Here is a 25,896-nt window from a genome sequence, read left to right as displayed (position 1 = left end):
CGGCAGGAAAACCCGTAAAAAAACCGGCACACATGAACGAAAAGTCCATGTGTGCCGGCCGTGAAGCACAAAATGCGCGAAACTACACCAGGAGCGAGGCTCCCGGAATGGCACTGAGCAGATCCTGTGTGTAACGCTGCTGCGGGTTATTGAAGACCTCATCCGTGGTGGCTTGCTCCACGAGACGGCCCTTCTGCATGACAGAGACGTCATCGGCGATCTGGCGAACAACAGCCAGATCGTGGGTGATGAACAGGTACGTCAGGCCCAATTCTTCCTGCAGTTCGTTGAGCAGGTTCAACACCTGTGCCTGCACCAAAACATCCAACGCCGAGACGGCCTCATCACAGATGATGACATCCGGGTTAAGTGCCAGGGCACGCGCGATGGCGATACGCTGACGCTGACCGCCGGAGAGCTCGTTCGGGAAGCGCTGCATGGTGGAGGCAGGCATGGAAACCTGATCCAACAGTTCGCGGACCTTCTTTTCCCGCGACTTGGCATCACCAATCTTGTGGATCTTCAGCGGCTCTTCGATGGTGCGGTAAATGTTGAACATCGGATCCAGAGAACCGTACGGATCCTGGAAGATGGGCTGCACACGCCGGCGGAAGTTGAACAGCGCCTTACCCTTGAGCGACGTCACATCCACACCGTCAAAGCGAATACTGCCCTCAGTGGGCGCCAGCAAGCTCAGCGCCATCTGAGCCACGGTGGATTTGCCGGAACCCGACTCCCCCACAATAGCCATCGTGGTACCGCGCTTGACGTCGATGGAGACATCATCCACGGCCTTGAAATCAGTGGACTTGCCCAGTGCGCCGCGAAGCTTGAACACCTTGGTCAGGTTCTTGATTTCCAGAATCGTGTCGCCACGACCCGCTGGGGTGTGGCCCTTGATGCCGCCCGTGTAAGCAGCCTTTTCAGCGTGTGTGGCCTGTTCGACCTTCTCAACCTTGATCACATCTGCCTGATCCGTGACCTCAACGGTCCCGGCAGCGGCAGCGGCAGCCAAAGCCTCCTTGGCCTTGCCGGACTGCAAACGCTTGGACGCGAGCGACGGCGCCGAGTTCACCAAACGCTGTGTGTACGGGTGGCGCGGGTTGCGCAGGATCTCCAGGGCGGGACCCGATTCAACCACCTGCCCCTTGTACATCACCACGAGCTTTTCAGCCCGCTCGGCAGCCAAGCCGAGGTCGTGGGTGATCAGCAAAACGGCCGTGTTTAGTTCCGTTGTCATCCGGTCAAGGTGATCAAGGATCTGCCCCTGGACCGTCACATCCAGAGCCGAGGTGGGCTCATCCGCGATCAGCAGGCGCGGGCGGCAGGCCAAACCAATGGCGATCAGCGCACGCTGACGCATGCCACCAGAGAATTCGTGCGGGAATTGCTTGGCCCGCACTGCAGCATCCGGCAGCCCAGCCTCGGAAAGCACCTCGGCGACGCGTTCGTTGGCATTGGAACCCGCCAAACCGTTCGCCTTCAGTGTTTCCTTGACCTGGAAGCCAATCTTCCACACGGGGTTCAGGTTGGACATGGGGTCCTGCGGAACCATACCAATGGAATTTCCACGCAACTCAATGATGCGCTTTTCGCTGGCGTGAGTGATGTCCTCGCCGTCAAAAATGATCTGGCCACCGCTGACCCGGCCGTTAGACGGCAACAGACCAATCGCGGCCAGAGCCGTGGTGGATTTACCCGAACCGGACTCGCCAACAATGGCGACAGTCTCGCCCGGCATGATGGTCAGATGCGCATTGCGCACAGCCTCGACCGGACCACCCTTCGTGTCAAAGGTGATGGCCAGGTTCTTGATTTCCAGCAGCGGAGCATCATTGATGCCGGGAACGGCCGGCTTTGCGGACTTGTTCATGTCAGGAAATGACATGTGAAGTCACCTCTTCCTTGCTTTGGGGTCCAGGGCGTCGCGCAGTGCGTCGCCGAGCATGATGAAGCTAAGGACGGTAATTGACAGAGCAACAGCCGGCCAAAGCAATACACCAGGGTTATTACGAACCTGCGGCTGAGCGTCCGAGATGTCATTACCCCAGGACATGACGGACTGAGGCAGGCCCAGGCCCAAGAAGGACAGGGTCGCTTCAGCAACGATAAAGGTACCGAGTGAAATACTGGCGACCACAATGATCGGCGCCAGCGAGTTGGGAATCACGTGCTTGACGAGAGCGCCAAAACGAGACAGACCCAGCGCCTTGGACGCCGTTACATAGTCCGAATTACGGTTTTCAATCACAGCACCACGGGTAATGCGGGCAATCTGTGGCCAGCCGAAGGCCACGAGGGCCACCACAACCGTCCACACACTCTTGTTGTCGCGGAATGCAGGCAACTGGTTGATGATGATGGCACCGAGGATCAGTGGCAAGGCAAAGAAAACATCGCCAAGACGGGCCAAAATGGCATCCAGCCAACCCCCGTAGTAACCAGCGAGTGCACCCATGATGCCACCGATGATCAAAACGCCGATGGTGGTGAAGATACCCACTGTCAGTGAGGCACGCGTGCCATGGATCATGCGCGAGTACACATCACAGCCCTGCAGAGTGAACCCCAGCGGATGCCCCGCGCGGGCTCCTTCTGCGGAGTCATTCAAGGTACAACTGGTGGGGTCAACGCTGGCGAACCACTGGGGGAAGAGCGCAACCAAAATAACAAGCAGGATCAACAGCGAGGAGATGATAAACAGCGGCTGCCGGCGCAAGTTGCGCCACGCCTCTGCCCAGAGGCTCAGCGGAGCTCCACCCTCGGTCACGGAGTCAACAGCCGCAAGCGGTGTCTCCTCCAACGGCGCAACATAATGTTCTATGACGCGAGATGATTTCTTACCAAGACGCAGGGCTACCGGCGTCCTCGGTTCATTTTCAGGTGTCAGGTTCTCAGACATAGCGAATCCTCGGATCAAGCACGGCGTACAGAAGGTCAACAAGGAGGTTGGCGATCACGAATACGATGACCAGGATGCCGACCACAGCAACGACCGTGGCGCTCTCCCCCTTCAAGATGGCCTGGTAGAGCAAGTTACCAACACCTGGGACATTGAAGATTCCCTCGGTAACAATGGCACCGCCCATGAGCGAACCTAGGTCAGCACCAAGGAAGGTGATCACCGGAATCAGTGAGTTGCGCAGGATATGTACAACCACCACGCGGCGCCGACTCAGGCCCTTAGCCGTGGCCGTGCGGACGTAGTCGGCGTTCATGTTCTCGCTGATGGAGGCACGGGTCAACCTGATGACATAGGCCAGGGAAACAAGTCCCAACACCATGGCAGGCAGAATCAATTCATTCCAATGCGCTGCACCGCTGACGGTGGGCTTGGCCCAGCCGAGTTGAACTCCCACAACCAACTGGAGTACGAAGCCCAGCACGAAGGTGGGAACAGCGATAACTACCAAGGAAGCAATCAGAACGGTGCTGTCGAACAGCTTGCCCTTTCGCAGACCAGCAATGACACCAAAAAGCACACCAAAGAAGGCTTCAAAGAACAAAGCCATCAAGGCAAGACGTGCTGTCACGGGGTAAGCCCGGGCAATAACTGTGGCAACTTCCTGGCCGGAGAATGTCTGGCCAAGGTTTAGCGTGACAAGATTTTTCAAATACAAACCGTATTGAACCCAGAACGGCTGGTCCAGGTTGTACTGGGCGCGCAGAGCTGCCTCAACTGCGGGCGCCATGGGCTTGCCGCCGGAAAGTGCGGCGATAGGATCACCTGGTGTAGCAAACACCAGAAAGTAGACCAGAAGAGTTGCCCCGAAGAACACGGGGATCAACTGTAAAAAACGACGGAGCGTAAACATGACCATTACGGTGTCACCACGCCCTGCCGCCGAAGGTACATCTCATTCATGTAATTACCTGTTCACTAGCTGTGTGTGCGGGAACAAAAGCAGAACTGTAGTTCTGCAACTTTGACATCGCCCAAACGCATTGTATGTGTGACAAAGAAAACGGCTTGTGAAACGCCAAAATAGGGGAACCCGGTTTAAGGCCGGGTCCCCCTATTTCATGCCGGAACTTATGTTCCTACTTGGCGGTTACTTCGTAGTACAGCGGAACGCCGTTCCAGCCAAACTCGACTGCATTGACGTTGTTGCTCCATACGCCTTGAACTGCCTGGTACCACAGGGGTACAACCGGCAGGTCCTTGAGCAGGATTTGCTGGGCTTCGTTGAACTTCTTGATGCCGTCTTCAACGGTCGTTGCAGCGAGGCCTTCTTTCAGCTTCGCATCAAATTCAGCACTGGAGTAGTCACCATCGTTGGAACCTGCACCGGTGCCGTACAGCGGACCGAGGAAGTTGTACAGCGACGGGTAGTCAGCCTGCCAGCCTGCCCGCGAGGCACCGGTGAGCTTCTTCCCGTTGACCAGGGCACGCATTTCCTTGAAGGTTGCGATCGGGTTCAGCTCAGCCTTGATTCCCAGGTTGGTGGAAATCTGGTTGGCCATGGCCGTGATGTATTCCTTGTTGCCGGCACCATCAATGTTGGAGGTGATGGTCAGGACCTTGCCTGCGGGCCAGGGCTTGATGGCCTCGGCCTTGTCCCAGAGTGCCTTCGCCTTAGCGGCGTCGAACTTGAGAACCTCGGAGCCGGGCAGTGCAGCAACGTAGCCGTCAATGACAGGTGAGGTGAACTCCGTGGCTGCCTTCTTGTTACCGTAGAAGATCTTGTCAATGATCTGCTGGCGATCAATGGCCATGGAGATAGCCTGGCGGCGCATGGTGCCGGCTTCGCCCTGGAATTCAGGCATGTACGACGGGAGCGTCATGGTTGCATTACCAGCGTAAGGCTGGTTGACGTTGCGTCCCTCGAAGTCAGCGGTGAAGTTCTGCAGGCCGCTCGGCGGTACCTGGTCCAAAATGTCCAAGTTATCCGATTTGACGTCCGTGTAGGCAGCGTCAAAGTTGTTGAAGATCTTGAAGGTCACGCCGCCATTTTTGGCCTTGCGCGGTCCGCTGTACTTGTCATTGGGGATCAGCTCGATGGAAACGTCATGCTTCCAGCCCCCCTCAGCCAGCTTGTACGGGCCGTTACCAACAGGGTTCTCGCCAAATGCCTTGGGATCCTTGAAGGCAGATTCCGGCAGCGGGTAGAACGCCGTGTAACCGAGGCGCAGTTGGAAGTCAGATTCAGGCTGAGCCAGTTCAACGGTGAAGGTGTTGTCATCAACAACCTTCAGGCCTTCCATCGTGTCAACGGTGGCACCTTCAGCTGAGACCTTGTCGTAGCCCTTGATGGACTCGAAGAAGTAGCTGTTCAGCTGTGCGTTCTTGGCTGCAGCGCCAAAGTTCCAGGCATCAACGAACGACTTCGCCGTAACGGGAGTGCCGTCGCTAAACGTCTGGCCGCTCTTGATCTTGATGGTGTAGTTCTGGGAATCCTTGGTTTCAATGGAATCCGCGATCTCGTTGACGATGGCGCCCTTGGCGTCATAGCTCACCAGACCCGTGAAGATGAGGTCCATGACCTTACCGCCACCAACTTCATTGGTGTTTGCGGGCAGCAAGCCATTCTGCGGCTCGGTGTTATTGGCCGTAATGACCTTGGTGGTATCTCCGGTTGCGTTGGTGTTGTCACCAGCGCCACCGCCACATGCGGTCAGGGACATGGCAACCACTACTGCCAGGCCAAGTGCTTGGGAAGTACGCGACAAACGCATTCCGCCTCCTATTTTGTGATATGGATTCGAGCAAAGAGCCCGCCAACCCGGTTCCTTGTTTGGCCGGGGGCAGTGGCTCAACTCATACTCAAAGAGCCTAGCCGTAATATATTACCGGCAAGTAAACTCGCCCACATTCCGGAAGCATCGTAATAAAACTGAGACCTAGAACACAAAACAACCTGTCTGCTAGACACAAAAAACGCCCCAGCTGATGCTGGGGCGTTTCTTGTAGGAGCTATTAGTCCTTGGCGCGTGAGCGGTACTGCTTGGCGCGGTCTCCGGCGTTGAGGATCAACTTACGGATACGAACCGCTTCCGGGGTAACCTCAACACACTCATCTTCGCGAGCGAATTCGAGGGATTCTTCCAAGGTGAGGTTACGCGGCGGGGTCATGTTCTCGAAGGTGTCCGAGGAAGCCGCACGCATGTTGGTGAGCTGCTTTTCCTTCGTGATGTTCACGTCCATATCATCGGCGCGTGAGTTCTCGCCAACGATCATGCCCTCGTAGACCTCAGAGGTGGGCTGCACGAAGAAGTTCATGCGTTCCTGGAGCTTGATCATCGCGAACGGGGTAACGACGCCGGAGCGGTCAGCAACGATGGAACCGTTGTTGCGGTATTCGATCGGACCGTGCCAGGGCTCGTAACCCTCGGCCAGCGAGGCAGCGATACCGGCACCGCGGGTGTCGGTCATGAAGCGCGTACGGAAGCCGATCAGGCCACGTGCCGGAACGATGAATTCCATGCGGCACCAGCCGGTACCGTGGTTGGCCATGTTGACCATACGGCCCTTGCGAGCTGCCAAGAGCTGAGTTACGGAGCCCAAGTATTCTTCGGGTACGTCGATGGTCATGTGTTCCATCGGCTCGTGCTTCTTGCCGTCAACCATCTTGGTAACAACCTGCGGCTTGCCCACGGTCAGCTCGAAGCCTTCGCGGCGCATCTGCTCTACGAGGATGGACAGCGCCAATTCGCCACGGCCCTGTACTTCCCAAGCGTCGGGACGCTCGGTGGGAAGAACGTTCAAGGACACGTTACCGACGAGTTCCTTGTCAAGGCGATCCTTGACCTGGCGGGCGGTGACCTTGTGGCCCTTGACGCGGCCGGCGATCGGCGAGGTGTTGATACCGATGGTCATGGAGATGGCCGGCGGGTCAACCGTGATCAGCGGCAACGGCTGCGGGTTTTCCAAGTCGGTCAGAGTTTCACCAATGGTGATCTCTTCAATACCGGCAACAGCAACAATTTCACCGGGACCAGCGGACTCGGCCGGAACACGGGTCAATGCCTTGGTCGCGAGCAGCTCGGTGATCTTGACAGACTTAACCGTGCCGTCCTGGCGGCACCAGGCAACGGTCTGACCCTTGGTCAGGGTGCCGTTGAAGATACGCAGCAGAGCCAAGCGGCCCAGGAACGGCGACGCGTCAAGGTTGGTGACGTGTGCCTGCAGGACACCCTCGGGGTTGTACTTCGGGGCCGGGATGTGATCGATGATGGTCTTGAACAGCGGCTCAAGGTCTTCGCTGTCCGGAGCGGTGCCGTTTTCGGGCTGCGTAATGGAGGCGCGGCCCAATTTGCCGGATGCGTAGACAACCGGAACGTTCAGAACGGCGTCGAGGTCCAGGTCCGGAACTTCGTCAGCCATGTCAGAGGCCAGGCCCAAGAGCAGGTCCATGGACTCGGCAACAACTTCGTCGATGCGAGCATCGGGGCGGTCAGTCTTGTTGACCAACAGGATTACGGGGAGCTTTGCAGCCAGTGCCTTACGCAGCACGAAGCGGGTCTGAGGCAGCGGGCCTTCAGAAGCGTCAACGAGCAGAACAACGCCGTCAACCATGGACAGACCGCGCTCAACCTCGCCACCGAAGTCAGCGTGGCCGGGGGTGTCAATGACGTTGATGGTCATGGCCAGGCCGTTAGCCGAAGGACCGTTGTAAGCAACGGTGGTGTTCTTGGCCAAAATGGTAATGCCCTTTTCGCGCTCCAGGTCTCCGGAGTCCATGACGCGCTCAGCAACGTCACCGTGGGCGGCGAATGCGTGCGTCTGCTGCAGCATGGCATCGACCAGGGTGGTCTTTCCATGGTCAACGTGCGCCACAATGGCGACGTTGCGCAGGTCATTGCGCGAAGCAGTATTGAGGGAAAGATCGCTCATGCGTGAAGACTCGTTTCAGTTGGGCCCGGCTGCAGGCCCGGAAGGGCTAAAGCAGAAAGTCACATTGATGGTTGGCCGCGATATTCGGCAGATAACACCATTCTAGACGAAGTGCCAAATGCGGCCTACCCACTTTATCCCATTTGTGCCATGTTTTCTAACACTCCCAACGGGCCTTTCCCCGCAATCCGGCCCGTTCTCCCGGGAAAAGGACGACGCCGACAGGCAGCTTCCGTGACTAACGTCACCTAACGCCTTGCGTTCTTTGGGCGCGGTGGGCTCGCGTGGGGCCACCTCACCGGAAATGATCCCGATTCCGCTTTCTGAGCCCGGGATCCCGGTATCGAAAAGCGAAATCGGGATCATTTCACGCAGAAGGTGCTTGCCGGACCGCTACTTGACGTAGGCCCACTGGGCGATGCTTTGCCACGGCCCGATCTCCAGCGGTGAGTGAGCTACCCCTGACACATGTTCTCCGGACGCGCTCAGGGTTGCCCGTTGGAACAGCGGCAACCCGTAGCCTGCCTCAATGACCAGCTTGTCAATCTGCATCTTCAGGGCATTCTGCTTGGCCGGATCCGGCTCAAGCGCCAACTGATCGGTGAGCTGATCCACCACGGTGTTGGAGAAGTTGTTGAAGTTCGATGCCGCACCGGTCCGGAAGATCTGGGGAACCTGGGCGGATCCTGCAGCGTTGCGGCTCCATCCGTACAGGGCAACATCGAAAGTGCCTGACTTCAAGGCAGCGACCCACTCCTTGGCATTTTTTCCGGCGTCGGTCACGGAGAACCCGGCCTCAGCGGCGGATTCGGCGATCAGTTGGTATTGGGCAACTCGCTCGGCGTCGTCCTTGTTATAGAGGACACGCACCGTTGGCTTGGCACCCTTGAGCTGTTCCTTAGCTTGCGCGATTCCGTCGGAATCCAGAGCACCCGCGGCGAATTCCTTGCTCCCATTGCTCGCCGAGGACTCCTTGTACGGCACCTGCACTGGAGCGAACACAAAGGAATTGAGCACCTCTGCGTTGGCGTCCAACGGTTTGGCCACCTCATCAATGATTTGCTGGCGCGGCACCGTATGCAGGAATGCCTGCCGCAGATCCGGCGCGGCCAAAGCACCCTTGAAGTTCAGCACCACCTGATCGAAACCCAGTCCGCTACCTTGCTGGAGTTGGACGCCAGCGGGTTTCAGCGCATCGAGTGCACTGACCCGCTCGGCGTTCGTGGCTGGCGAGATGACATCAGCAGTACCTGCTTCAAGAGCGGCGATCTGCTTATCAGGGTCCGCCTGGTACTTGACCGTGAGGGTGTCCAACTTGGGCACAGTACCCCACGCGTAATCAACATTGCGGGTCAGTACCAATTCCTTATCTGCGGTGATGCCCTTGACCAGGTAGGGGCCGTTGGACAGTGCCAGCGTGGGGTCCGGCATGCTGCGGGAGTCAAAGCCCGTGTTCCAAAAGTCGGCCACCTTGCGCAGCGTCGGATCGGGCCGCGTTTGCTTGGCAGGGTCGCCCTTGGGCACGCTTGCCAAGACGCGGGAGAGCGCCGGCGCATCGGCCAACCCTGCCCGTACTGCCACAATGTGCGCGGGAATGGACACGGTTGAGCCCATCGCCGTCTCCCAATCGGAGAACGGCTTGGTGTAAATGAGAGTCAGCGATTTCCCATCGTCACTGATGACGGGACGCTCGGTCTGAGCCAGCCCGGAGTGGTCTCCTGCTGAGTGAAAATAGGCGGTGCCGGAGGTCACTGCGAAATTTTTATCCAGGACGGAATCGTTGTACCAGCCGGACATGGCAGCCCACTGAAGCATCAAATCATCGGCGGTGACGGGCTCGCCGTCGGACCATTGCACGCCCTCATTGATGGTGTATTTGATGGTCAGCGGATTGTCTTTGACCTTTTCATACTTGCCGAACTGCTCATTTTTAACAATCTTCAGATCGCTGTCCACCGTATTGAAGCCCGAGTGTGTGGCTGCATCAACTCTGGTGTTGGTGGCTGTTTTGCCGGTGACGCTGGCAGCGTTGAATGAGGTGAATGGGGCAGCTTCGAGCACAGTGACGTTGCCGCCCACCGTGGCTGTCGGTGACGCACTGGCTGGATTCGGGGCAGGCGGCGTCCCCGTGCAGGCACTCAGGACAACGGCTAGGGCTGCTGCGGCAGCCAATACTTTGGAAATGCGTCCGGGCCGCATTCCACCTCCAGGTTCTTCGCTTCAATATGGCCTCCGGGACTCCAATGGCGTGGGGCCGGTCCCGGGAATAATCCTGTTTGCTAGGGTACCGCAGGCGCGTGGGCGTAAGCCGGACCCTAGCGCGCGGTACCGCAGGCCGCGCGCAAAAGGCGAGCTCCGGCGTCGACCATTAAGAGACACGGCACTAGTACCCGGTAGTGCCGTCCACACACTCACGCAGCAGGTCCACATGACCGGCGTGCCGGGCGTATTCCTCAATCATGTGCGTGTAAACCCATCGCAAATTCAGTTGCTGCCCGTGCCGCAGCGCCGGCAGCGCGGCGTCGAGATCGGTGACGTTCGCCGCCACCTTTCGGACGTGGATCAGCTCCTGGCTGTAGGCGGCCACGTCGGCAAGGGCCGTGGCTTCGGTGGCCCCCTTGAAGTCCGCATCGGGACCCTCCGCCTTGTAGCGAGCGGGCTGATCGGTTCCTGCCACGATATTTGAGAACCAGTAGCGCTCCACGTCGCACAGATGACGCACAATCCCGGCGATGCTCATGCCCGAGGGCGGAACGGCAGCCCGGCACAGTTGCTCCGGGGTGAGACCGCCAATTTTTATGGGCAAAGTGAGGCGGTAAAACTCCAACCACGCCTGGAGCGATTCCCGCTCACCCGCCATGAAGGGTGGGCCGGTGCGGACATCCGGCATGACGGGGGTACGCTCATTTGGATCATTGAGTAGGTCCATGGGATTACTGTTCCACACTAGTCAGCGACCACGCCGCACGGCAGAATAGCGCCATGGCCTCACGCATAGAAAACTTTTCCATTGATTCCGCCTCGCCGTCCGAAACTGCCCAATTCTGGGCGGAGGCGTTGGGCTGGAATATTGTCCACGACGACGGCGAGGAAGTGGCGCTTCAGCCACCCGCCGGCAGTCCGGAAGCTGGGATCTTGCCGGATCTTCTGTTCCTGAAAGTACCCGAAGGTAAAGCGGTAAAGAACAGGCTGCACCTGGATCTGCGCCCCGATGATCAGCCCGCCGAGATCGCTCGTCTGGAAGCGCTGGGCGCTACCCGGGTGGACATCGGGCAGGGCACCTCCCACACCTGGGTAGTCATGGGCGATCCCGAGGGGAACGAGTTTTGTGTGCTGCGCACCCTGACGGAAGCAGAGCGTGCGGCGCAGTAGTTCTTCGCTTTTCTTGGCATTTGCTGGGGCCCTTCTCAGCCATGTTTCTGCCCCTGGCCGCCAATGTAAGATGCACTGGGCCGTTAGTCGCGCTCGATTACGATGACGAAAAGGAAATCCGTGAAGATCACTATCATTGGCGGCTCACAAGGTACCGGAGCTCACTTGGCAACGCTGGCACATCAAGCCGGTCATGAGGTGACCACTGTTTCACGCAGTGGTGTGACGCCGGCCGGCACCCGTGTGGTGGTGGGTAACGCGTGCGATGCTTCCATAGTTACAGAAGCCATTGCCGGAGCCGACGCCGTTGTTGTCACCGTTGGCGGGGCAAAAGGCGTCCGCAATCACCGGGCAGCGGTCACTCAGGCAGTGGTTGCAGCTATGGCGAAAACAGCCACCCGCAGAATCGTGGTTCAATCCTCACTGGGTGCCGGCGATTCCGCCAAGCAGTTGCCCGCTTTCCTGCGGCCGGTCATGAAGGTCCTGCTCGCAAAGCCGCTGGCCGATCACAACGCGCAAGAAACCACTGTCACCAGCTCGGGACTGGACTGGACATTTGTCCGCCCCACCGGCCTAACCAACAAGCCAGCCACCGGATCATGGAAAGCCTTGGAAGTGACCAGCAAGGAAAGACTGGGCGGCTCCATTCCGCGCGCAGATCTTGCCGCGTGCCTGCTGGAGATCCTTGAGGATGACTCCACCATCGGTAAGGCTATGGGCGTCAGCGCTTGATCTCAGTTTGATCCTCGCTTGATCCGGGCTTGATAGGTGCCGACACCCCTTCGCAGCGTTGCCGCTTCCGCACCGTCAAATTATAGTGTCCACAGGACACTATAATGGGGTTATGACCACCAAGACATTTCCCCACCTCATGGCCCCAGGACGCATTGGTCCCATGAGCACACCGAACCGCATTGTCCTGCCGGCAATGGACATGAATGTGTCCGAACACGGCGAAATTGAACAGACCGAGATTGATCACTATGTGGCTCGCGCCGCTGGCGGAGCCGGTCTGATCATTACCGGCGCCTGCGCTATCGCTTTCCCCTATGGCGCAGCGTCCATGAAAGAGCCCGGGCTCTCCGAGGACAAGTTCATCCCGGGGCTGAAGGCATTGGCCGATGCCGTCCACAAGACCGGCAGCAAACTGTGCGTCCAGTCCACGCACCACGGCAAGGTAGCCCGGGTTGATACGGCCAATGGCCGCGCCCTGCTGGCCCCAAACCAGCCGGACTACAGCTACAACATGTCTGCACTGGCCGACAGCACCCCGGCCGAACTCGGCAAGATGGGTGCGGCCACTGGCGGCAAACAGTCCAGCTATAAGGAGATGAGCTCTGATGACATCTCCTGGCTCGTCACCACATGGGCTGATGCTGCCGAACGAGTTGCGAAGGCTGGGGCGGATGCCATCGAGATCCACGTGGCACACGGCTACATTCTGGGTGTTTTCCTCAACCAGTGCGATAACAAGCGCACGGATGAATACGGCGGATCACTGACTAACCGGGCCCGGCTGGCCTGCGATGTCATTAGTGCCGTGAAGGCTCGGGTTGGAGATCGCCTCGCTATCTTGGTCCGAGTTGCAGGCGAAGAGTATGGGCAGGAAGGTGGCTTAACGCTGGCAGAAGCGATCGAAGCATCCACCCTGTTCGAGCAGGCCGGCGCCGACGCAATCCATGTCACTGGGTGGGGACGCAACCCGTTCGATAACTTCACGGATGGCCCGCTGCCGAGCAAGGTTGGCGCCTACCTCGAGAACGCTGCCGAGATTAAAAAGCATGTTTCAATTCCGGTGATCGCTGTGGGCCGCATGCTCCCGGACATCTCGGAGAAGGCTATTGCCGAGGGTCGGATCGATTTTGCCGCCATGGGCCGCCAGCTACTCGCTGATCCGGAGTTGCCAAACAAACTCCGTGACGGCAAGCCCGAGCAAGTGCGCCCCTGCATCAACTGCTACTTGTGCGTTGCCGAGAACTTCTTCGACGACACTCCCTTCTGCGCCGTCAACCCGGCCCTGGGTAACGAGGCCCTGCTGCCACTGAAGCCGGCCTCCGCTTCTAAGCACATTGTGGTGGTTGGCGCCGGTCCCGCCGGCTTGGAGAGCGCTCGGGTCCTGACGGAACGTGGCCATCGCGTCACCGTGATCGACAAGTCTGACCGCCTAGGTGGCACCATGTGGTTCTCCACCATGACCACCCCTGATAACGAGCGGCTCTTGCGCTGGTTCAAGTCCGAGGTCAAGCGCCTGCGGATTGCTGTCAAGCTCAATACCGTGGCCACAGTGGAGTCCATCCGCGCGCTGAATCCGGACCACGTCATCGTGGCCACCGGAGCCGTGCGCCCCAAGCCTGATTTCCCGGGCGGAGACCTGCCCAATGTGCAGACCGGCGACACTCTGCGAGCCATGATGCTCGGCACCGCGACGGCTCAGGAAGCCGGAGCAGTATTGAGCACGCTCGGCAAACTTGGCCGACTATCCGGGGTAACGAAGAGCCCGGAATTCGTCCGGCAGTTCACCAAGTACTGGCTGCCCATGGGCAAGGACGTTGTGGTCATTGGCGGCTCATTGGTCGGCTTGGAGCTTGCGGAGTTCCTGGCCGAACGTGGACGGCGGGTCACCCTGCTGCACGAAAGCCAGCAGCTCGGGTTGCCGTTAGCCATGCCGCGGCGTTGGACCGCAGTGAAGGATGCCCAATCGCACGGCGTCAAGATGCACCGCAATGTCTCTATCGATCGCATCACGCCCAAGAGCGTCGAATGGACTGAAGGAGAAGCGGTCCTTTCTGCCCCGGCCGACATGGTGGTGTACGCAGACGGCACCACGGCTGCGGCACCCTTGGCCAGCGAATTGCGTGAGGCTGGTTTCACCGCTGACATCATCGGTGACGCCGGAGAAGTCAACTACATCCACGGTGCTATCCACTCATCGTGGAACATCAGCACCACGCTCTAAACGGCTTCCTAGCTGAAACATCCGCGCCGCCTGAATCGACTCGATACGGGCGGCGTGGTTGTCATTATTCGCCCGGCAATCTTGTTTCCTGCTGGACACAGAGCTGTCCACGCTAGGGTGAGCTATGGCCACTATTGACGGACTTGATGCACTGCTGACCGCCCTCAACGCCGGGGAGAGCATTCCCGGCGGTTCGCCGCATCACGCGGCGATGCATGCAGCGAGCCAGGAGTCACTGCGCATTACCGCCGAGATTAACGGGCAGTACCACTCCCCCGATGAGGTGCGGTCCTTGATGAGTGAGCTGACAGGAAGTCTTGTCCCCGAGTCCTTCACGCTCTTCCCGCCGTTCTCCGCTGACTTCGGCAAGAACATTCGCTTCGGCGAAAACGTGTTCCTCAATAGCGGCTGCCGGTTCCAGGACCAGGGCGGAATCGACATCGGCGCCGGTTCACTGATAGGCCACAACGCCGTCATCACCACGTTGAACCATGACATGCTCCCGAGCCGACGGGCCGATATGCACCCGGCCCGCGTGGTGATCGGCGAAGGGGTGTGGTTCGGGGCCAACGTGACTGTGCTGCCAGGGGTGAGTATTGGCGATGGGGCTGTGGTCGGTGCGGGAGCCGTGGTCACCAAGGACGTGCCTGCGGGAGCCGTCGTCGTAGGTGTTCCGGCGAAACAAGTGGGCACGGTGCCGGAGGGCTAATCTCAGCAGCGCAGGCCAAGAACGTTTGGCGGCGATGACTCAGAGCGTAACGTCTCGCCGTTCGCAGTGGCAGCGCCGACTACCCCGGCCTAGTCTAAGTAGAGGTTGCACCCCCTCACCAAAGGAAGCACATGCCTGACTCCTCGCGTCCCTTACGCAAACTGGGATTCCTCACCATTGGCCTGTTTGATCCGGCGGATCCGGCTGCCGGGCACGAATCCACGTTGCAGGTCATTGAATTGGGCGAACGTCTTGGATTCGACAGTGCTTGGCTGCGCCACCGCCACCTTCAGTTCGGCATCTCCTCCCCCATTGCGATCATGGCAGCCGCCAGCCAGCGCACCTCGCGCATCCACCTTGGCACGGCTGTCACCCCCGTGGGCTGGGAAAACCCGTTGCGTCTGGCAGAGGACCTGGCCACGGTGGATCTACTCTCCGGAGGACGTATCAACCCGGGCCTGAGTGTGGGTGAGCCCATGCACTACGACACCGTGAAACACGAGTTGTACCCGGACACCGCCGAGCAGGAGGACTTCAGCTACTCCCGCGTAGAGCGGCTTGCCCGCTTGATTGACGGGGAACCGGTCCGGGAATTTTCTGGCAAGCACGGCGTCGTCGAAGAGTTCTCCAACAGGGTCGAGCCACACTCGGCGGGTCTGCGCGATCGGCTTTGGTATGGGGCAGCCAGCCTCAAGTCGGCGGACTGGGCCGGGGCCAACGGGTTTAATCTGCTGACCAGTAGCGTGATGTTCGCCGAAGCGGGCCAGGAACCCTCCTTTGCCCACATCCAGCAAGCCCAGATCCGGGCGTTCCGAGAAGCCGCCGCGGCATCCGGCGCGCGAGGATCCGCCCGGGTTTCCCAAGGACTGGTGGTGATTCCCACCGATTCGGCTACGGCGCAGCAGCGCGAAAAATATCAGAGATACGTCGATGAACGTACTCCCCGAACCCTTACGCCGCAAGGACCAAAAGGGATGCTATTTGCCCCGGATCTCATTGGCACCAGCGAACAGATTGCCGAGCAACTGCACGCACACGCAGGGTTCCAGGAGGTCGACGAAGTGGCGTTTGCGCTGCCCTTCAGCTTCGACCAAGAGGACTACGTCCAGATTCTTACCGACATTGCCACCACGTTGGGCCCCGCCCTGGGTTGGACCCCGGAGCCCTAGGCGTCGCCCTTACGGTAATCGCTCACTTGGAGGCGCCAAACATCCCCTTCGAAGGGTGCAGGCTTTCCACAATGATTCTGGTTCCCTGCTCGCCTGTCTCAGTGGGCAGAAGTGCGTATACGTGTAGTTGCCCATCGGCCTCGTGCCACGCTACCTGAACGCCTGCGGCTCCCGCTTTGTCCCGCAGGATCTGTGCGTCGGGGTTCAAGACGTCGCGCGTTCCGGTGAGGACTGTCAGTGGCCCGAGCCCGGACATGTCCCCGAATAGCGGGCTGACCACGGGGTCCTCGATGGGGTCGGCACCCCGCCAAGCCTCCGCCAGCACACGCCCTCCGGGCCGTCCCAGCCACGGATCGCTAGGCTGCACGGCGTCGATCCGGGGGTTCTTCCAGCTGAGGTCCAAGGCCGGAGAAAGCAGCGTGACGGCAGGAAGAACAACCCCTTGGTCGCGAAGCTCCAGGGCCACCGAGAGTGCAATCTGGCCACCGGCCGAATCTCCTGCCAGCCGCACCTCGTTACCGGCATCGAGCTCTTCCCTGACAAGTTCGACGACGCCGTCCCTCACCTCGCGCGCCGTCCCAAAGGGCACGAGTGGATAGATAGGAACCACGACGCGTTGCCGTGATTCCCGCGCCACGCGAGCGGTCAGTTGCCAGTGCTGGAGCCGGATCTCATTGACCCAGCCTCCGCCGTGGACATAGACGACCACGGATGCCCGCCCCTCGCCATTCTGGGCCATGTTCGTCGGTTCCACGTCATACACGGGCCATCCGAGTGGATTCGGCAACCGGCGGTCAACACGGACACCTTCAAGACGCGTCGGCGGGCCGTAGGGTTCTGGGCGCAAAGTGCGCTCGCGAATACGCTGGTGTGCGCCTGCCTCGCTCACAAACGCCCGGTTGGCGCGGGCCACCTTAAGGAAAACTGGAATCAGGGATTCGGGAACACGTAGGGGCAAGGGATTCCTCTCGGCAGCTCGGCAGTGCATTGTGGCCAGAATACAGTGCTCTGCAAAGCGGTGGCTGTCAATGACAGTGGCGGGCCCGGCAACCCGATGGATCCGAGGATCACTGGACGGTCTACTCGGTTCAGCCACGCTTTGACGCCAGAATCATGCGCTCATGGGCTACTGTCGCCCCCAAGCGCCACTCCCCGAGAATCCACGAACACGACATCAACATCGCCGAGCCCAGAGAATGGCTCAAGAGCAGGATCCGCGGCAAATAGTCCGGCAAGTTCGTCAATCGCGCGGATGATCTCGTTCGTCAATCGCGCGGATGATCTCGTTCGTCAATCGCGCGGATGATCTCGCGGTCATACGCGTACCGGTGTAACGAGGAGTTGGGGCGCGGACGGGCGTATCCGTATCCCGGTGCGGGCTGCAGTATTTCCATCAAGGCCGATGACCTGTGCCGTCGGCGCCATGCCGACGTTCGGACTTCACAACCCGAGTAAGGGACCGATCGAAGGCTTCAAACGGCATCCCTGACCGGGGAGGTTTGGCGCATGAGCGCCGAAGACGTGAACCGCCAGCACAAATCGTGGTCTATTGTCATGAACACATAAAGGAGAAGGGCTCCGAGCAATGAAACAGTACCGAATCGACGGCGCCGAGGTGCACGGTATCTCTGACCTCTACGTGCAGTTCAACCGCGCGCTGATGACTGACCAAGACTGGCGCCTTGGTCAGAGTTTGGATGGGCTCAATGACGTCCTCTACCGGGTAGACGGCGAGATCCGTGCTGATCATCCTGCAACATTCGTCTGGATTGACCACGCCCACAGCCGTGAAGCACTCGGGTTCGATGAGACGCAACGGTGGCTACAGAACAAGTTGTCACAACCGAATTCCTTCAACCAGCAACGTATCCAGGCTGATCTCGATGAGCTGCGGAGCGGAGTCGGAAAGACCTATTTCGAGCTCATTCTTGAAATCTTCGCAGACCACCCACTCATCGAGCTCCAACTACGTTGATACGGCAACTTTCGCTGACGGGGCTGCCTTCATGAGCCAAGTGTCGCTGCAGACCAATCGCATCATGCTCGTTCCCTATCGGACGAGCATCTTGAGCATGCGATGGCGCTCGACTCAGATCCCGAGGACACGAGATACCTGAGTGCAGGACGCGCGCGAACGCGCGACGAGATCAAAGGGCCACACCCGGACCGCTTAGCTCTAAATAGTCATCAGGTTGACGACACTCGGCCTCTGGGCTGGGTTCGTCGACGGCGGGTGGTTAGGCTGGGTGAATGGCAACAGTTATTCTCGTGCGGCACGGCCGCACCACAGCCAATGCTTCCGGACTGCTGGCAGGCCGAGCCGCCGGCGTCAGCCTGGACCAGATTGGGCGGGACCAGGCGGCCTTGACCGGAGACCGGCTCGCGCCCGTGCCTCTAATCGGGGTGGTATCAAGCCCTCTTGAGCGCTGTCAGCAGACTGCCCAGCTCATCCTCGATCGCCAGACTGGCGCACCGTATGCGCCCGTTGACCTCGATCTCACCGAATGCGATTATGGCCAGTGGCAGGGCCGCATGCTCAGTGATCTCGCGACCGAGGATTTGTGGCCGGTTGTCCAATCGCAACCGTCCGCCGTCGTCTTTCCTGGCGGTGAATCCATGGCCGCGATGCAGGCTCGGTCGGTGGCAGCGATTCGACGCCACGATGCAGCATTCGAAGCCGAGCACGGGCCGGAGGCCGTGTGGGCGGCAGTGAGTCACGGTGACATCATCAAGTCAATCCTCGCTGACGCGCTGGGCATGCACCTTGACCTGTTCCAGCGCATCAACGTGGGCCCCGCCTCCATATCGATCGTGCGTTACGGCGCTAGTCGGCCGAGCGTCTACGCCACCAACACCGATGGGGGCGATCTGTCGTGGTTGTCCAAGGGCATCCACTCTGGCGATGCGCCGGTGGGCGGCGGCGCAGGACAAAAGACGCCATGAACCTCTTTCGCCTAGAATACTGACATGCATACACGTGTTCACGAGTTTTCCTGGCCCGATCGGGTCGTCGTTGGCACCATTGGCCTTCCCGGGGAGCGCACGTTTTACCTGCAGGTGCGGGCCGGGAAGCAGCTCGTGAGTATTGCCATGGAGAAGCAACAGTCGGCTCAGCTCGCGGAGAAGATCGACGAAATCCTCGACCAACTCATCACAGTCCAAGGCAACCCCTTCAGCGTTCCCACGGGCACTCCCCCTGAACTTGTCGACAATGACCCGCTGGAGGCCGTCCAGGAGCAGTTTCGCACTGGGACCATGAGCTTAGGCTGGGACCCAACCACGGCCCAAGTCGTCATAGAGGCCTACCCCATCACCGATGACGAATTTGATTCTGATGACGACGACAACGACGAATCGTTTGATGAGGACGGCACTAAAGGGTCCGAAATGTTGCTGGTGCGTATGCCAGTCGGCACCGCCCGCGCGTTCGCCATGCGCACCCGCGAGATCGTGGGTGCTGGGCGTCCGACGTGCCCGCTCTGCGGTTATCCCGTGGACGCTGACGGACACATCTGCACCCTTCCCGAGGTCTGATGCCAACACCGGACCTAGTGACCGCCGAGCTGACGCTCACCGGCCGCATCACGACGGCGTCAAACGCGACATTTCTTGGCAGCATCGGAGACGTGGTGGTCGTCTATAAACCGATAGCCGGCGAAAGTCCCCTGTGGGATTTTCCTCAGGGTACGCTGGCCCAACGGGAGGTGGCCGCCTATCTGGTCTCGCAGGCCCTCGGCTGGGGCGTCGTGCCCCACACCTGGCTGCGCGATGGTCCTTTGGGCGAAGGAATGGTGCAGCTCTGGCAGGAGCAGGATCCCGCCCAAGACGCCGTAAACCTGGTCGCGGCGGAGCAAATGCCGGAGACAGGTTGGAAGCAGGTTCTACAGGGACGAGATGAGAACGGACAGATCGTGGCACTCGTTCACGAAGATACGCCAGCGCTGCGACGCATGGCGGTGTTCGACGTCGTCGTCAATAACGCCGACCGCAAAGGCGACCACATCCTTGCCATGGCAGACGGGCACCGGCACGGCGTGGACCACGGACTCACCTTTCACCGTGACCACAAGCTGCGTACGGTGCTGTGGGGCTGGTTGGGAGAGGATCTAACCGCCGAGGAACTGGACGGCATAGATCGTGTCAGCGAGGGACTGGATGGAGAGCTGGGAAGAATTCTGGCGGATCTGCTTAGCGCCGAAGAAATTGCAGCGCTCGCCGCGCGTTGCGATCGGTTGCGCTTGGCAGGGCAGTTTCCCGCTCCGAGCGGTGAGATGTCGGCGGTGCCCTGGCCGTTGTTCTAAGGGAGTTACGGCTACTGGCTTCGCAGTCCGTGACACGTTGAGCCTCTACCGGCTCGAGCAAAATAAGCATGTCCGCCAAGAACACGTGCTCATGGCGGCCATCGCAAAGGGTTTCAAGTAGGCCAGGAACTAGACGTTGGAGCGGAACTCCACCACGTCGCCGCACGAAACAACCTCTACATGACAACGAGCGGTCGCGTCCAGATTCGCGCGATCGAGGACACCGTACCGAATGCGTACGGCACTACATCGCCAGTGGCGATGTAACCAATCTTCTTCCAGAAGGGTTCCGCCACCGACGCGTTCGTATCCACGATTGAAAGCCGCATCACCGTGACGGTTCGCAGGTCGATGAGCCCCTCCACCAGCGCCGTGTGCAGTGTGCGTCCGAGACCTTGACCTTCTCGCGCCCCATCTGTCATCAACAGACCGATGTGCGCAGTCGCAGGGTCAGGCCAGCCAACGATCACGTCAGCAAACGCCACTAGGAGGTCACCTTCCCAGACTCCGAGGCCCCACTTCTGGTTGGCGCCAGCACCAGGCGGTAGCGTGGAGAGCACCTCTCGTGCAGCGTCCGCACCGAGCGCTCCGCCTTCGACGCGACGCGTATAGCCCGCGTTCGACAGCATCAGTCGCTGCAGTGCCGGATCATCGGTCAGCACCACCTCACGGACGTTCACGCGACCTGCAGCGGAACGATCGCTTCGATCTTTTCCCGCAGGGCCCGCCGCTCAAGCCGTAGCTCATAGTTCGACTGCAGGTTCATCCAGAGCTCCTCTGAGGTCCCGAAGTACCGCGCCAGACGGATCGCGGTGTCTGCGGTAATGCCCCGCTTGCCGTGCACGATCTCATTGATCCGACGCGGAGGCACACCGATGGACACAGCCAGCTTGTTCTGCGTGATCCCGAAGCCCTCGATGAAGTCCTCCATGAGAATCTCCCCAGGATGGATCGGGTCAATCAGGTCACCCTCAGTGGTAGTCAACAAGTTCGACATCCTCCGCACCTCCCTCTCTCCAGACGAAACAGAGACGCCATTGAGAATTCACGCGGATGCTATGCTGCCCACGACGATCACCGACCAACCGCTCCAAGCGGTTCCCCGGAGGTATCCGAAGATCCTCCACATCCTTCGCCGCATGGATCAACTCGAGCTTCCTCAGGGTTGCTCGTTGCACGGTCCGGTCGACACCCTTGACGTACTGCTCATGCCAGATGCGCTCGGTGTCTTTACTCCCGAACGATCTGATCACATACTCAGCATATAACGCAGCCCGTCAATAACGCTAGACGTTAAACCTAAACTCCACCGAGTTCCGGCACGTACCAACCTCATGATTAACGAGACAGACGATCCTCATCCTCATCCTCCGGCGTAATGATCATTCCCTCGTGTGTCACGGTCGCTCCGAGCATCTTTCCCCATTTGTCGAGGAACACCACATCAACATCGCCCAGCTCTGTCCATTGTTCCGAGCTCGCAGAATCAGGGAAGAAACACCCAAGAAAGTCAATGGCTCGAATGATATCTCGATCATAGGCAAACCTTCGCTTCACCACCGTCGGACGTGGCCGAAAATAGTAGCCGTTCCCAGGCTCGACGCCCACCGTTCTGATTGATCCCAGGTGAGCCAACGCCGCGAGCAACCGGTGGCCGTCGTCCCCGTTGTTGAAGGCAAATTCTATGTGAGCGGTGTTCGGTCGAAGTGAGTGCATCCACTCCGACTGCGCAGCGCGCGAAATGTATTCCCCATACCCAGAAGCCATGGTCTTCCTTCTCGAATACTAGTGAGTCATTGCGCCACGCAGTATCGCTGAATCCCGTCAGCTCGGCACGAATGCTCGCTGACCTCTCAGCCTAACGAAAAGAGGGCTGGAACCGCACCGACGTGCAGACCCAGCCCCCTCGCTGCAAAACCAATAGAGGTGAGAGCGAAACGCGATTAGACGTTAAACCTAAACTCCACCACGTCGCCGTCGTGCATGACGTATTCCTTACCTTCAATGCGAACCTTGCCCTTGGCCTTGGCCTCATGCATGGAACCGGCCTCGATCAGGTCATCGAAGTGAACAACTTCGGCCTTGATAAAGCCGCGCTGGAAGTCGGTGTGGATGACACCGGCAGCCATGGGCGCGGTATCACCCTGGTGAATGGTCCAGGCGCGCGTTTCCTTGGGGCCAGCCGTGAGGTACGTCTGCAGGCCGAGGGTGTGGAAGCCGACGCGAGCCAGCTGATCCAGACCGGACTCTTCCTGACCGCTCATCTCCAGCATTTCACGGGCTTCTTCTTCATCGAGCTCGACGAGATCGGATTCCAGCTTGGCATCCAGGAAGATCGCGTCGGCCGGAGCCACGAGGGCTCGCAGCTCAGCCTGGCGCTCCGGGTTGCCCAGAACTGCGTCATCGACGTTGAACACGTAGATGAACGGCTTAGCGGTGAGGAGAGACAGTTCCTTCAGGTGTTCCATCTCGAGCTTGTCGCTCTTGATGGAAGAGAAAATGGTGTCGCCGCGCTCAAGGACAACTTGAGCGGCCTTGATGGCGTTCAGCTCAGCGGCCTCGCGCTGCTTGAGCTTAACAGCCTTCTCAATGCGCGGGAGGGCCTTTTCGACCGTCTGCATGTCGGCCAGGATCAGCTCGGTGTTAATGGTCTCCATATCCGAGCTCGGATCAACTTTGCCGTCAACATGGATAACATCGGGGTCATCGAAGACGCGGATGACCTGGGCGATGGCCTCGGCTTCACGGATGGTGGCCAGGAACTTATTGCCCAGGCCTTCTCCTTCCGAGGCGCCCTTGACGATGCCGGCAATGTCCACGAAGGTCACTACTGCCGGGAGCAGGCGTGCGGATCCGAAGACCTCTGCGAGCTTTGCCAAGCGGGGATCGGGCAAGCTGACAATGCCAACATTGGGCTCGATCGTAGCGAACGGGTAGTTCGCTGCGAGCACGTTGTTGCGTGTCAGTGCGTTGAAAAGGGTTGATTTGCCGACGTTGGGCAGTCCGACGATGCCAATAGTTAGAGCCACGGGACAAGCTTACCGGCAGGGTCCCGTTTTTGCCGCTTGCGGCGAAATCAGGGTGGCCGGGAAGCGTTCTACCGGTTGCCAGAGGTTTAAGCTTCTTTGCCCACCAGCGGCAAAACCCAGAATGTCAGTGCCCCGTGGGAAGCTGGTTTTATGAATGGAATCGGCTGGCTTGTAGCAGTTTTAATGTTGGTTGTTGGAGCAGTAGTGGGCGCCGCTGCGGTGGCGTGGGTGCTGCTGGCGAGGTTGCGAGCTGCAAATGAGGAGGCGGATGCCGCCCATGACCGCGCCTCGGCACTCACGGCGAATTTCGCGGCGGCCGACGCCGAACGCAGACTGCTTGCCTCTCAGAACCATGCCCTGGCCGCGCAGCAGGGATCGGACTCCCATGTCCTGCAGGCTTTGGGCCCGGTGTCCGAGAAGCTCAACGCCGTCCAGCGCCAGGTGTCCTTGCTAGAGCGCGACCGCGTGGAGCAGTACGGCCAGCTCGCCGAGCAACTCCGCGATGCCCGGGATGCAGACGCCAAATTGCTGGCCACCACGTCCTCGCTGGAGGCTGCGCTGCGCTCCAACAGTGCCCGCGGCAAGTGGGGCGAGGTCCAGCTGCGCCGCGTGGTGGAGTCTGCCGGCATGCTGGCCCACGTCGATTTCTCTGAGCAGGTCCACACCTCAACGGACGACGGCGTGCACCGCCCCGACATGGTGGTCCGCTTGCCCGGCGGCAAGGAGCTGGTGCTGGATGCCAAGGTTCCGTTGACCGCATTCCTTAACGCGCACGACGCCGGCGCAACAGACAGCGCCGCTTCTGCCCAACACTTGGCTCGCCATGCGAAGGCAGTCAAGGCTCACATCGACGCTCTGGCCAGCAAGCAGTACTGGACCTCTGCGTTGAACTCACCCGAGTTAGTGATTTGCTTTGTCCCCGTGGAATCCATTCTCTCTGCAGCCCTTAACGCAGATCCTGATCTCCTTGACTACGCCATGAGCAAGAACGTTGTTTTGGCTTCTCCCATCTCTCTCATGGCCATCCTGAAAGCCGTGGCCTTCAGTTGGCGCCAAGACGTCCTGACGGAAAGCGCCAAGGAGCTCTTTGAACTTTCAGCCCAGCTCTACACGCGTTTGGGCACCATGGGTGAGGCCGTTTCCGCTGTGGGTGTCTCTTTGAAAACCAGCGTTGACCGTTACAACAAGCTCGTGGGCACTCTGGAAGCACGAGTCCTGCCCACAGCCCGCAAGCTCAATGCGCTGGATCCCAAAACCCTGGAATCCCCAGCCCAGGTGAAGAACACTCCCCGCATGCTGACTGCCCCGGAGTTCCACACCACAGATATCCGTTCAGCTGACATCGACATGGCCAGCTGAGTCCACTAAGCAAAACGGAAGTGACCCGAACCATCTGGTCCGGGCCACTTCCGATATTGCCTTACCGAGAAGCTCGGCGCTCCATCACAGCAAGTTGGAGCTGCGCACGCCCTTGTAATCAGGATCGCCTGCGGCCTTCATGGTGGCCCGGAGTTCCTTGGGTAAGGAGAACAAGATGTCTTCCTTGGCAGTGACCACTTCCTCCACGGTTCCATAGCCATACTCGGCCAGCAGACTCAGCACATCCTGAACCAGGATTTCAGGCACGGACGCTCCGCTGGTGACGCCTACAGTTGCAGCACCAACAAACCATGCCTCGTCAATTTCGTTGGCAAAGTCAACACGGTGTGAGGCTTTGGCGCCGTACTCGAGCGCTACTTCCATGAGACGGACGGAGTTTGATGAGTTGGCGGAACCCACCACAATGACCAAGTCTGCCTGCGGTGCGATCTCTTTGATGGCGCCCTGGCGGTTGGTGGTGGCATAGCAAATATCATCGCTGGGCGGATCCTGCAGCTTGGGGAAGCGTTCGCGCAGAATATCCACAATCTCCATGGCCTCATCGACAGACAGAGTGGTCTGGGACAGCCAGATCAAATTGTCCGGATCCGCAACTTGGAGGGTCCGGGCCTCTTCCGGGTTGTTCACAATGGTGGTGCTTTCAGGGGCTTCCCCGTAGGTGCCTTCCACTTCCTCGTGACCGGCATGCCCAATGAGCAGGATGTGGTTGTTCTCCTTGGAAAAACGCACGGCCTCCTTGTGCACTTTTGTCACGAGCGGGCAGGTTGCGTCAATAGTGCGCAGGCCACGATCGGCCGCTGACGCAACTACGGCCGGTGAGACGCCGTGGGCGGAAAAGACCACCAGTGCACCTTCGGGAACCTCGTCATTTTCCTCGACGAAAATGACTCCCTTGGCCTCCAGTGAGGTGACCACATGGACGTTGTGGACAATTTGTTTGCGCACGTAGACGGGTGCACCGTAATGTTCCAGCGCCTTCTCGACGGCGATCACGGCCCGGTCAACGCCGGCGCAGTATCCGCGCGGCGCTGCCAAGAGTACGCGCTTTTCCCCCGTGACCGGGGCGGCGGCAGCAATCTCTTCAGGCGAGCTGCGGCGGCGCGGAACGACGGGCATTGACAAGGAAACGGCAGTGGTGCTCATAGC

Annotated in this window: 24 protein-coding genes; 10 read left to right on the top strand and 14 right to left on the bottom strand. The window is 59.6% G+C overall.

Annotation, left to right across the window (positions count from 1 at the left end; all coding sequences use genetic code 11):
- Positions 1 to 82: 82 nt before the first annotated feature.
- The 7 genes from AS189_RS06190 to AS189_RS06160 form a co-directional block, all read right to left on the bottom strand.
- Entirely contained in the window at positions 83 to 1,888 is a 1,806-nt protein-coding gene (locus AS189_RS06190) for a dipeptide ABC transporter ATP-binding protein (RefSeq protein WP_062286779.1), read from the bottom strand.
- A gap of 6 nt (positions 1,889 to 1,894) precedes the next feature.
- Positions 1,895 to 2,902: an ABC transporter permease gene (locus tag AS189_RS06185; protein ID WP_082634109.1), complete on the bottom strand. Its 1,008-nt coding sequence runs from the start codon at positions 2,900 to 2,902 to the stop codon at positions 1,895 to 1,897.
- On the bottom strand, positions 2,895 to 3,821 hold the full coding sequence (locus AS189_RS06180) for an ABC transporter permease (RefSeq protein ID WP_062286778.1): 927 nt from the start codon (positions 3,819 to 3,821) through the stop codon (positions 2,895 to 2,897). The genes AS189_RS06185 and AS189_RS06180 overlap by 8 nt, the downstream gene beginning before the upstream one ends.
- 220 nt (positions 3,822 to 4,041) lie before the next feature.
- Complete coding sequence (locus tag AS189_RS06175) at positions 4,042 to 5,676, bottom strand: peptide ABC transporter substrate-binding protein (RefSeq protein WP_062286777.1); 1,635 nt, start codon at positions 5,674 to 5,676, stop codon at positions 4,042 to 4,044.
- A gap of 241 nt (positions 5,677 to 5,917) precedes the next feature.
- On the bottom strand, positions 5,918 to 7,834 hold the full coding sequence (gene typA, locus AS189_RS06170; RefSeq protein ID WP_062286776.1) for a translational GTPase TypA: 1,917 nt from the start codon (positions 7,832 to 7,834) through the stop codon (positions 5,918 to 5,920).
- Positions 7,835 to 8,227: 393 nt separating this feature from the next.
- The gene (locus AS189_RS06165) at positions 8,228 to 10,033 is read right to left on the bottom strand and encodes an ABC transporter family substrate-binding protein (RefSeq protein WP_062286775.1); all 1,806 of its coding nucleotides are present in this window, start codon (positions 10,031 to 10,033) and stop codon (positions 8,228 to 8,230) included.
- A gap of 184 nt (positions 10,034 to 10,217) precedes the next feature.
- Positions 10,218 to 10,763: a DinB family protein gene (locus tag AS189_RS06160; RefSeq protein WP_237759983.1), complete on the bottom strand. Its 546-nt coding sequence runs from the start codon at positions 10,761 to 10,763 to the stop codon at positions 10,218 to 10,220.
- Between the two features lie 53 nt (positions 10,764 to 10,816).
- On the opposite strand from AS189_RS06160, the gene AS189_RS06155 reads away from it, so the two are divergent.
- From AS189_RS06155 to AS189_RS06135, 5 genes are all read left to right on the top strand, one after another.
- Positions 10,817 to 11,206 carry a VOC family protein gene (locus AS189_RS06155; RefSeq protein ID WP_062286774.1) on the top strand — a complete coding sequence of 130 codons (390 nt, stop codon included), beginning with the start codon at positions 10,817 to 10,819 and terminating at the stop codon, positions 11,204 to 11,206.
- A gap of 120 nt (positions 11,207 to 11,326) precedes the next feature.
- Positions 11,327 to 11,938: an NAD(P)-dependent oxidoreductase gene (locus AS189_RS06150; protein WP_062286773.1), complete on the top strand. Its 612-nt coding sequence runs from the start codon at positions 11,327 to 11,329 to the stop codon at positions 11,936 to 11,938.
- A 112-nt stretch (positions 11,939 to 12,050) separates the two neighbouring features.
- Entirely contained in the window at positions 12,051 to 14,162 is a 2,112-nt protein-coding gene (locus AS189_RS06145; protein ID WP_062286772.1) for an FAD-dependent oxidoreductase, read from the top strand.
- Between the two features lie 124 nt (positions 14,163 to 14,286).
- Entirely contained in the window at positions 14,287 to 14,871 is a 585-nt protein-coding gene (locus tag AS189_RS06140; RefSeq protein WP_062286771.1) for a DapH/DapD/GlmU-related protein, read from the top strand.
- 131 nt (positions 14,872 to 15,002) lie between these two features.
- Entirely contained in the window at positions 15,003 to 16,040 is a 1,038-nt protein-coding gene (locus AS189_RS06135; protein ID WP_062286770.1) for an LLM class flavin-dependent oxidoreductase, read from the top strand.
- Positions 16,041 to 16,062: 22 nt separating this feature from the next.
- Here the strand turns inward: AS189_RS06135 and AS189_RS06130 are convergent, their stop codons facing one another.
- Positions 16,063 to 16,998, bottom strand: a complete 936-nt coding sequence (locus tag AS189_RS06130; protein WP_082634107.1) for an alpha/beta hydrolase fold domain-containing protein — start codon at positions 16,996 to 16,998, stop codon at positions 16,063 to 16,065.
- Positions 16,999 to 17,625: 627 nt separating this feature from the next.
- Here AS189_RS06130 and AS189_RS06125 point away from each other — a divergent pair.
- The 4 genes from AS189_RS06125 (at position 17,626) to AS189_RS06110 (ending at position 20,341) form a co-directional block, all read left to right on the top strand.
- Complete coding sequence (locus tag AS189_RS06125) at positions 17,626 to 18,015, top strand: barstar family protein (RefSeq protein WP_062286769.1); 390 nt, start codon at positions 17,626 to 17,628, stop codon at positions 18,013 to 18,015.
- A 275-nt stretch (positions 18,016 to 18,290) separates the two neighbouring features.
- Positions 18,291 to 18,983 carry a histidine phosphatase family protein gene (locus AS189_RS06120; protein WP_062286768.1) on the top strand — a complete coding sequence of 231 codons (693 nt, stop codon included), beginning with the start codon at positions 18,291 to 18,293 and terminating at the stop codon, positions 18,981 to 18,983.
- 24 nt (positions 18,984 to 19,007) lie between these two features.
- Positions 19,008 to 19,574: a DUF3090 domain-containing protein gene (locus tag AS189_RS06115; protein WP_062286767.1), complete on the top strand. Its 567-nt coding sequence runs from the start codon at positions 19,008 to 19,010 to the stop codon at positions 19,572 to 19,574.
- Positions 19,574 to 20,341: an SCO1664 family protein gene (locus tag AS189_RS06110; RefSeq protein WP_062286766.1), complete on the top strand. Its 768-nt coding sequence runs from the start codon at positions 19,574 to 19,576 to the stop codon at positions 20,339 to 20,341. Before AS189_RS06115 ends, AS189_RS06110 begins: the two co-directional genes overlap by 1 nt.
- A 176-nt stretch (positions 20,342 to 20,517) precedes the next feature.
- Here the strand turns inward: AS189_RS06110 and AS189_RS06105 are convergent, their stop codons facing one another.
- From AS189_RS06105 to ychF, 5 genes are all read right to left on the bottom strand, one after another.
- Positions 20,518 to 21,021 (bottom strand): GNAT family N-acetyltransferase, encoded by a 504-nt coding sequence (locus AS189_RS06105; RefSeq protein WP_062286765.1) that lies wholly within the window; start codon positions 21,019 to 21,021, stop codon positions 20,518 to 20,520.
- Positions 21,018 to 21,338 carry a HigA family addiction module antitoxin gene (locus AS189_RS06100; RefSeq protein ID WP_062293074.1) on the bottom strand — a complete coding sequence of 107 codons (321 nt, stop codon included), beginning with the start codon at positions 21,336 to 21,338 and terminating at the stop codon, positions 21,018 to 21,020. Before AS189_RS06100 ends, AS189_RS06105 begins: the two co-directional genes overlap by 4 nt.
- Positions 21,313 to 21,594: a type II toxin-antitoxin system RelE/ParE family toxin gene (locus AS189_RS19305; RefSeq protein ID WP_082634106.1), complete on the bottom strand. Its 282-nt coding sequence runs from the start codon at positions 21,592 to 21,594 to the stop codon at positions 21,313 to 21,315. Before AS189_RS19305 ends, AS189_RS06100 begins: the two co-directional genes overlap by 26 nt.
- Positions 21,595 to 21,679: 85 nt before the next feature.
- The gene (locus AS189_RS06090; protein ID WP_062286763.1) at positions 21,680 to 22,108 is read right to left on the bottom strand and encodes a hypothetical protein; all 429 of its coding nucleotides are present in this window, start codon (positions 22,106 to 22,108) and stop codon (positions 21,680 to 21,682) included.
- A 176-nt stretch (positions 22,109 to 22,284) separates the two neighbouring features.
- Positions 22,285 to 23,370, bottom strand: a complete 1,086-nt coding sequence (gene ychF, locus AS189_RS06085) for a redox-regulated ATPase YchF (RefSeq protein WP_062286762.1) — start codon at positions 23,368 to 23,370, stop codon at positions 22,285 to 22,287.
- Positions 23,371 to 23,520: 150 nt separating this feature from the next.
- Between ychF and AS189_RS06080 the strand changes: the two genes are divergently transcribed.
- Positions 23,521 to 24,729 (top strand): DNA recombination protein RmuC, encoded by a 1,209-nt coding sequence (locus tag AS189_RS06080; protein WP_062293072.1) that lies wholly within the window; start codon positions 23,521 to 23,523, stop codon positions 24,727 to 24,729.
- Between the two features lie 84 nt (positions 24,730 to 24,813).
- Here AS189_RS06080 and AS189_RS06075 read toward each other — a convergent pair whose 3' ends face one another.
- Entirely contained in the window at positions 24,814 to 25,893 is a 1,080-nt protein-coding gene (locus AS189_RS06075; protein WP_062293069.1) for a 4-hydroxy-3-methylbut-2-enyl diphosphate reductase, read from the bottom strand.
- Positions 25,894 to 25,896: the final 3 nt, after the last annotated feature.

Origin of the sequence: Arthrobacter alpinus (assembly GCF_001445575.1) — a bacterium.
Classification (GTDB): Bacteria; Actinomycetota; Actinomycetes; order Actinomycetales; family Micrococcaceae; genus Specibacter; species Specibacter alpinus_C.
The sequence above is the reverse complement of the archived record's forward strand: the minus strand, read 5'-3'. Positions and strand labels throughout refer to the sequence as shown.